Source organism: Atribacter sp. (assembly GCF_035418125.1).
In the GTDB taxonomy this organism is placed as follows: domain Bacteria; phylum Atribacterota; class Atribacteria; order Atribacterales; family Atribacteraceae; genus Atribacter; species Atribacter allofermentans.
Genome location: NZ_DAOLQM010000106.1, coordinates 1 through 1,315, shown reverse-complemented (window position 1 = coordinate 1,315; position 1,315 = coordinate 1). Strand labels below are relative to the sequence as shown.

Below are 1,315 nucleotides of genomic sequence, written 5' to 3'. Positions count from 1 at the left end.
TACCGGGTACGTATCTGCAAAAAATGCAGTGAAATTATTGACAAGGTATAAGGAGGATTTTGGGAGTGTCAGTTACCAAGGAAAAATACGCTAATGAAGTCATACCGGTCCTTATGAAGCGGTTTGGGTATGGAAACGTAATGGAAATACCAAAAATGATCAAGATAGTAATTAATGAAGGAATAGGAGATGCTACTCAAAACCAACATTTCCTTGATCTCGCTGTTGATGAATTGACTGCCATAACCGGACAAAGGCCGGTTATTACCCGAGCGAAAAAATCGATTTCTAACTTTAAATTGCGAAAAGGAAATCCAATTGGATGTAAGGTTACCCTTCGGGGTCAACGGATGTTTGAGTTTTTGGACCGTTTCCTCAATATCTCAATTGCAAGAATAAGAGACTTTCGAGGATTTCCTGATGGGTGTTTTGACGGTAGGGGGAGTTGTACTATTGGGATTCGAGAACAACTCATTTTTCCCGAAATAAATTATGATAAAGTTGAAAGAGTGAGAGGTATGAATATTACTTTTGTTACAACTGCCAAAACCGATGAAGAAGCCAAAGCACTTCTTGAAGTTTTGGGATTACCTTTTCGAAAGTAAAGGAGGAAAACTGAATGGCTCGAAAGGCCAAAATTGTTCGAAACCAACAACAATTAAAATATAAAAATCGATACCGAAATCGTTGCGCCTTGTGTGGCCGGTCCCGAGGATATTTACGGGATTTTGGCATGTGTCGAATCTGTTTCCGGTCCCTGGCTAATAAGGGAGAAATACCCGGTGTTACCAAATCGAGTTGGTAGGAAGGAATAAATAAAATGGCACATACTGATCCTATTGCTGATATGCTTACCCGTATACGGAATTCTCTAAAGGCGCGAGAAAATTCTGTGGTGATACCTTATTCGAAGCTAAAAGGAGAATTAGCCCGCATTTTAAAAGAAGAAGGATATATACAAAACTATAAAATAGTAGCTCGTGAGAATAAGTTAAGTGATATGATAATTGATCTGAAATATGGAATGAAAAAAGAGCGAATTATCAATGGTTTAAAAAGAATCAGTAAACCAGGTTTACGGATTTATGCAGGAAAAGATGAAATACCCGTTCTCTTGGGTGGGATGGGAACGGTAATCGTATCGACCTCACAGGGAATTATGACTGGAAAAACCGCAAAAAAATCAGGAGTTGGCGGAGAGGTCATCTGTTATATATGGTAGAAAGGGGATCCATGATATGTCACGCATAGGGAAAAAAGCGATCGTTGTTCCTTCGGGAGTCAATATTGAGATCGACGGTCTATCCGTTCGGGT

3 protein-coding genes are annotated in these 1,315 nt (G+C 39.5%); all 3 read left to right on the top strand.

Annotation, left to right across the window (positions count from 1 at the left end):
- The first annotated feature begins 65 nt into the window (after nucleotides 1-65).
- From rplE to rpsH, 3 genes are read left to right on the top strand one after another with little or no spacing between them, the layout of a single operon-like run.
- Complete coding sequence (gene rplE / locus PLK24_RS06505; RefSeq protein ID WP_324477448.1) at nucleotides 66-605, top strand: 50S ribosomal protein L5; 540 nt, start codon at nucleotides 66-68, stop codon at nucleotides 603-605.
- Nucleotides 606-619: 14 nt separating this feature from the next.
- The gene (locus PLK24_RS06500; RefSeq protein ID WP_218111855.1) at nucleotides 620-805 is read left to right on the top strand and encodes a type Z 30S ribosomal protein S14; all 186 of its coding nucleotides are present in this window, start codon (nucleotides 620-622) and stop codon (nucleotides 803-805) included.
- A gap of 15 nt (nucleotides 806-820) precedes the next feature.
- Nucleotides 821-1,222: a 30S ribosomal protein S8 gene (gene rpsH, locus PLK24_RS06495; protein ID WP_324477446.1), complete on the top strand. Its 402-nt coding sequence runs from the start codon at nucleotides 821-823 to the stop codon at nucleotides 1,220-1,222.
- The last annotated feature ends 93 nt before the right edge of the window (nucleotides 1,223-1,315 follow it).

Coding starts and splice junctions, on each gene's coding strand:
- PLK24_RS06500 (WP_218111855.1), top strand. CDS start 620: ATGGCTCGAAAGGCCAAAATTGTTCGAAACCAACAACAATTAAAATAT.
- rpsH (WP_324477446.1), top strand. CDS start 821: ATGGCACATACTGATCCTATTGCTGATATGCTTACCCGTATACGGAAT.